The organism is Actinospica acidithermotolerans, assembly GCF_018139625.1.
Lineage (GTDB): Bacteria > Actinomycetota > Actinomycetes > Streptomycetales > Catenulisporaceae > Actinospica > Actinospica acidithermotolerans.
This window is the reverse complement of sequence record NZ_JAGSOH010000044.1, coordinates 45,764-51,763: the sequence shown is the minus strand read 5'-3', so window position 1 is coordinate 51,763 and position 6,000 is coordinate 45,764. Positions and strand designations below refer to the sequence as shown.

General features: G+C 69.6%; 3 protein-coding genes and 1 pseudogene. All 4 read right to left on the bottom strand.

The window, feature by feature from the left end:
• Window positions 1–451: 451 nt before the first annotated feature.
• Complete coding sequence (locus tag KDK95_RS16420) at window positions 452–1,663, bottom strand: HNH endonuclease signature motif containing protein (RefSeq protein WP_212519048.1); 1,212 nt, start codon at window positions 1,661–1,663, stop codon at window positions 452–454.
• Between the two features lie 577 nt (window positions 1,664–2,240).
• Window positions 2,241–3,026 carry a tyrosine-protein phosphatase gene (locus KDK95_RS16415; RefSeq protein WP_212519047.1) on the bottom strand — a complete coding sequence of 262 codons (786 nt, stop codon included), beginning with the start codon at window positions 3,024–3,026 and terminating at the stop codon, window positions 2,241–2,243.
• A gap of 24 nt (window positions 3,027–3,050) precedes the next feature.
• Window positions 3,051–4,735 (bottom strand): annotated as a pseudogene (argS, locus tag KDK95_RS16410) (arginine--tRNA ligase).
• A gap of 148 nt (window positions 4,736–4,883) precedes the next feature.
• Complete coding sequence (locus KDK95_RS16405) at window positions 4,884–5,888, bottom strand: zinc-binding dehydrogenase (RefSeq protein WP_212519046.1); 1,005 nt, start codon at window positions 5,886–5,888, stop codon at window positions 4,884–4,886.
• Between the last annotated feature and the right edge of the window lie 112 nt (window positions 5,889–6,000).

Below are 6,000 nucleotides of genomic sequence, written 5' to 3'. Positions count from 1 at the left end.
GTGGTGCTCTCCTCGCCTGGCACCTGAGGCGACCAGGAACCTGCCGGGGGTGCAAGCGGCGGCGGCTTGGGTGGTGCGTTTTTTCGCTGCGCCGCGTGCACCCCCGGCAGAACCCTGGTAGGGCTGCGCCTGCCAGGCGAGGAGAGCACCACGACCTCGGCGGGAGTGTGCGCGTCGCGCTCGACCGCCGGGGCGCTCCGTGTGCCTTTTTGCGGTCGGCTTTTGCGATGGGAAATTCTTCTTCCGGACCCGCACTTGGTCGGCACCGATGCGGAAATCCACCTCGTCTTCCGTCCTTGCGTCGGCCGGCGCGAAGTGTTTCGTGCTTCGGTTCGGGGCTCGCTCGGCGCCGGTGTGGGATTTCACCTCGCACTCCGTCGCTGTGGGCTGGCGTAGCGCATCGTGTGCGTTCCGGGTCGGGTGCTGGCGGGTGGCGGTGTGGTGTTTCTCCTTAGTTGTGGGTTTCGTCGGTGTGTTGGTGGGCGAGGACGTGGTGTTCGCTGCACATCAGGGTCATGTTCCGTACCGTGGTCGGTCCTCCCCGGCTGTAGCGGATGATGTGGTGGGCGTGTAGGGCGAAGGTGGCGGGCCTGGTGCAGCCGGGGTGGGTGCAGTGCCGGTCCCGGAAGGCGAGTGCGACGCGCTGCGCGGGCGAGGCCAGGCGCGCGTGCGGGTCGGTGTCGACGGGGGTTCCGTCGAGCCGGGCCGGGTGCCCGTGCCCGTCGAGTTCGAGGACGTGGACCTCCGGATCCGGGATCGCCTCGACGGGAACCGGGGCGCCGTAGACGCTCTCGGCCAACCCGCCGGGGTGCGCGGCCGATGTGGAATACAGCATCGGCGGAGTGAAACGGGCCTCGCGCACCTCCGGCGGTGCGGTGTGGAAGACCTCGGCCAGGCGGGTCAGGGCGTGGGCGTTGATCTGCTCGGTGGAGCGCACGTCCTCGGGCAGCACGCTGGCGTGGTCGTATTGGGTCTGGCGGATCCAGTCGGCGGTTTGCGCGTCGACCGCCGCGCGCAGGGTGGTGGCGCGGACCGCGTCCAGCAGGACCTCGAACCGGCACAGCCCGTCCTCGAGCTCGACCACCCGGTAGAACGACCGTGCGCGCTGACGGGCGATCACGTCCTTGCCCGCGTCCGGGTCCAGGGTGTGCTCCAGGGCCCGGATCTGCTTCGCGGCCGCGGTCACGCCCTCGGCCTCGGCGGTGACCAGGGTCGCGGTCAGGGCGGCCACGGTGTCCACGCCGGTTCCGGCCACCGCCTTCGCGGTGCGCGAGAGCACCCGCACCGTGTCCGCGCCGATACGGCCGGAGGCCAGCGGTTCGGCCAACTGCGGGATCGCGCCGATCCGGCGGGCGCACTCGGCGATCGAGCGGGCCCTGCCGTCGGAGACATCCAGATGCGTCGCGGCCCACGCCTTCACCCCGCCGCGCGCCGCCCTGACCCGATCGGCCTGCGCCAGCGCCCGGATCAGCTGCCCGTGACCGGCCTGCTCCCGCCGCCCCAGCAACTGCGCCAGCTCCAGCAGCACGTCCGCACCCTCACGATCACCCGCGCGCAGCTCCCGCGCATCACGCAGGCACTCGGCCACGATCTCATCCCTACGCGCATCCAACTCCGCCACCGCCTCGAGCCGCGCACGCCAGAGCTCCGCGATCCCATCCATGCAATCCCCCGGTTTCCAAGAGTGTCCGATCAACTACTTCCAGTGTATGTGGCGGGTCTGACAAAAGGTGTGGAATCGGCCATAGGCTTAGAAAACCTTTTGGGGTCGGAGGAGAATTTCGCATCGGTCGGGTGCGGCGAAACAGCCGCACGTAGGAGGACCCTGATATGCGGCGAACGAGGCGTCGGCGGTCGAGCGGCACGCGCACAGCTCCGCCGAGGTCGTGGTGCTCTCCTCGCCTGGCAGGCGCAGCCCTACCAGGGTTCCGGCGGGGGCACAAGCGGCGCAGCGGAAAACCACACCAGCGAAAACCACCGCCGCTTGTGCCCCCGCCGGGTTCCTGGTCGCCTCAGGTGCCAGGCGAGGAGAACACCACGACCGGACCCCACCCCACCACCAACCCAACCGCAGCCGAACCAACACCCCGGGGCTCTCTGAGCCGGCCCGCCGGAGGCGAATTTGACGTTGACTTGAGGACGCTGGCTTGAAGACGTCGGCTAGGACGGACTGCTAAGACGGTGACGCAGCGTTCGCCGGAAGTTCGGCTTTCGGGTGACGGCCTCTTGGCGAGAACGAGCTAGAGGAGGGCGGCTGCGCGGAGCCTGTCGATGTTGGCGCCGAGGGCTTTGCGGAGGTATGCGTCGAACGTGCCGTACTTTGTCTCGGCCTCTTCGAATGCGGCTTGGAGGTATTCGCGGCGGACGTCGAGGAGGGGGGCGATTGGCTGGCGGTCGCCTACCAGTTGGCGCAGTAGGGCTAGGAGCTTGGCGCGGGCGGGGGCGCCGCGGCCTTCGGTGGCGCGTTGATTCGTTAGGAGGTAGTCCTCGAGCACGGTGTCGCGGTCGGCGCCTAGGGCGGTGAGCACGATTGCGGAGAGCCAGCCGGTGCGGTCCTTGCCTGCCGTGCAGTGGAAGAGGATCGGCGTGCCCTGCGACACCTGCTCGGTCACCAGGTCCAGCGCCTCGGCGTAGGCCGCGCGGCTGGACTCGTCGGCGACGAAGTGGCGGTACATGTCGATCATGACCTTGGAGACCTCGTCCTCGGCGAGCGGCTCGCCGTCCGGGCCTGCGCTCATCATGCGCGCGAAGAGGGCCTGCGTGAGGTCCGTGGTCGGCACGTGGGCTCGCGGGCCGGTCCACGGGCCCACGCCGAACATCGCGATCTCGCTCTCGCCGCGCAGGTCGACGACCGTGCCGACGCCCATCTCCACGAGGGCGCCGATGTCCTCGGGCGTCGCGTTGGTGAGCGCCTCCGCGCGCAGTAGCAGTCCCGCGCGCACACTCCGGCCCTCGGCGGCCGGGTAGCCGCCGAGGTCACGTGCGTTGGGCAGTCCGGTCAGGCCCAGGTCTCGTCCCGCTATCACGCGTGCGATCATAACCGCCCGTCGTCATAGACGCTGCGGCGCTTCGATGCCGAGGAGTTCGAGGCCCTGGGCCAGGGTCCGGCCGGTGAGGCGGACCAGGGCGACGCGGATGCCGAGCTGCGCCGCGTCGTCCGCCTTGAGGACCGGGCAGTGCTGCCAGAAGTCGCTGAAGGCCTTGGCGAGCTCGTACAGGTACGTGCACAGCCGGTGTGGCTCCAGCGTCTCGGCGACGTCGGCGAGCACGGCACCGAACTCGTCCAGCGTGAGGATCAGCGCGCGCTCAGCCCGATGGATCGGGACCGTGGGGTCGACGTCGCTTACCTCGACTTCGAGCTTCCGCTGCACGGAGCAGGTCCGCGCGTGCGCATATTGCAGGTAGACGCTGGTGTTCCCGGTCAGCGAGACCATGCGATCGGGGTCGAAGACGTAGTCTTTGACCCGCGCGTTGGAGAGGTCGGCGTACTTGACCGCGCCGATCCCGGCCGCCTGGACCACGTGCTCGAACTCATCCGGCGGCAGGTCAGGGCTCTTTTCCGCCACAACCGTCCTGGCTCCGGCGATCGCGGCGTCCAGCAGTTCCTTGAGCCGTGGCGTGTCGCCTGACCTGGACTTGAACGGCCTGCCATCGGTACCGAGCATCGTGCCGAAGGGAACGTGCACGGCCTCGACGTCTTCGGGCAGCCAGCCGGCCTGCCGCGCGGTCTCGAAGACCATCCGCAGGTGCAGCGCCTGCCGCGAGTCGACGACGTACAGGAGGCGCGTCGCCTTGAGGTCGTCGACGCGGTACCGGACCGCAGCGAGGTCGGTCGCGGCGTACCCGTATCCGCCGTCTGATTTGCGCACGAGCAGCGGCAGCGGCTCGCCCTCGGCGTCCTCGAAGCCGTCCAGGAACACGCACTGAGCGCCGTCGGATTCGGTCAGCAGGCCCTTGGCGTCGAGCTCCGCCACGATGACGTCCAGCATTGGTTGTAGAAGGACTCCGCGGCAGCGTCTTCGGGCGTCAGCAGGATGCCGAGCCGCTGGTAGATCGCCTGGAACGCATTCGTCGAGACCTCCACGAGTTTGCGCCACGTGGTGAGAGTCGCCGGGTCGCCGCTCTGCAGTGCGACGACTCGGGCCCGAGACCGGAGGGCGAATTCGGGATCTGCGACGAACTGCCGTTGGGCGGCCTTGTAGAGCTCGTCCAGCACGTCGAGATCATCATTGGACTCGAGGGAGAATTCGGCGTGCTCGTCGAGGTACTGGATGAGCTTGCCAAACGATGTTCCCCAATCGCCGAGATGGTTCGCCTTGATCAGGTCCGCGCCGACGTAAGTCAGTACCCGGACGAGTGCGTCGCCGATGACGGTGCTGCGGATGTGCCCGACGTGCAACTGCTTGGCGATGTTCGGGCCCGAGTAGTCCACGAGGATCCGCGTGTTCTGCGCCGGGGTGCCGACTCCCAGGTGGTCGTCGGCGAGCCGTGCGGCGACGACCTGCCACAGCACCTCGTCTTTGACGGTGATGTTGAGGAAGCCCGGGCCCGAGAGCTCCGCGTGCACGACGTCGTCGGCCTTGAGCGCGGCCAGCAGCGACTGTCCCAGCTCCCGGGGCGGCACACCCGTCGCCTTCGCGAGGGCGAGCGCGGCGTTGGATTGGAAGTCGGCCCGGTCCGAGCGGCGCACGAGCGGATCCCCGGCGGCGAGCTCACGCGGCAGAGCGCGTGCCATGGCCTCAGCCACTGCCGCGTCCACCTGGGCCTTCGCTCCGAGTACCTCGGACATCCGCGTGCTACCTCCGCCTGCATCGAGCGACCCGCCCGACGCGGCTCGCGTCGCTCGATGCTAACGGAGGCGGATCACCCGGATCACCCGGTTTTCACGGCTCCAGCACCGTCTTTCCGCTGGTGCGGCGGGCAGCGATCGCGGCGTGGGCCTGAGCCGCTTGGTCGAGTGGGTAGCGGGCACCGACCAGGGTGCGCAGGGTGCCGTCCGCCACGGCGGCCAGGACGTCGCGGGACTGGCGTTGCAGGACTTCGGGGCTGCGGGGGCCGGTCGGCGGGCCGAAGTACGACAGGACACTGACGCCGCGCTCGGCGGCGTGGTCGGGGTCGACCTTGGTCATTGCGCCGCTGGAGAAGCCGAAGATGACGAACCGGCCACCTCGGGCCACGAGGTCGAACGTCGTGGCGCCGAGTTCACCGCCTACGCCGTCGAGGACAACGGTCACGCCTTCGGGGGCTGCCGCGCGGACCTGCGCGGGCCAGTCGTCGGCGGAGGTGTCGATGGCGACGTCTGCGCCGAAGTCCTTGGCCAGCTTCAGCTTCTCCGCCCCGCGTACGAGGGCGATGACGCGCTCGGCGCCGGCTGCGTGGGCGAGTTGCATGCTGAGCACGCCGACCGCTCCGGTCGCGCCCTCGACGAGCACGGTGTCACCCTTGCCGACCTCGGACTGCTCGATCAGCGCGAGCGCCGTGCGGCCGGTGCCGAGGAGCGAGACCGCGTCGGCGTAGTCGAGCGTGTCCGGGAGCTGATGCGAGTTCTCGGCCTGGACGACGGCCAGTTCCGCGTAGCCGCCGCCAGGCCCGCCGTTGACGGGGACGGTAAGGCCGAGCACGCGGCGGCCGACCCAGTCGGGGGCGACGCCGGCGCCGACGGCGATGACGTCGCCCGCGACCTCCCGGCCAGGAATCCATGGCAGCGACTTCGGCGCCACCGGGGAGACACCCTGCAGCGCGCCGGTCCGCGCCTGCGTCTCGACGAACTGGATGCCGGCCGCCACCACGCGCACGAGCAGTTCGCCCGCGCCCGGGACCGGGTCCGGCACCTCCTCGATCCGCAGAACTTCCGGACCACCGAACTCGCGTACCACGATCGCTCGCATGACTTCCCTCTATCCGCATCAGACTTCGTATGTCTGCGAGATTAGGGAGCGGGGATGCGGCGCACCTCGGGCGCGCGGCTTAGCGGCCGTAGGTCTTTGGACCTAGGACCGG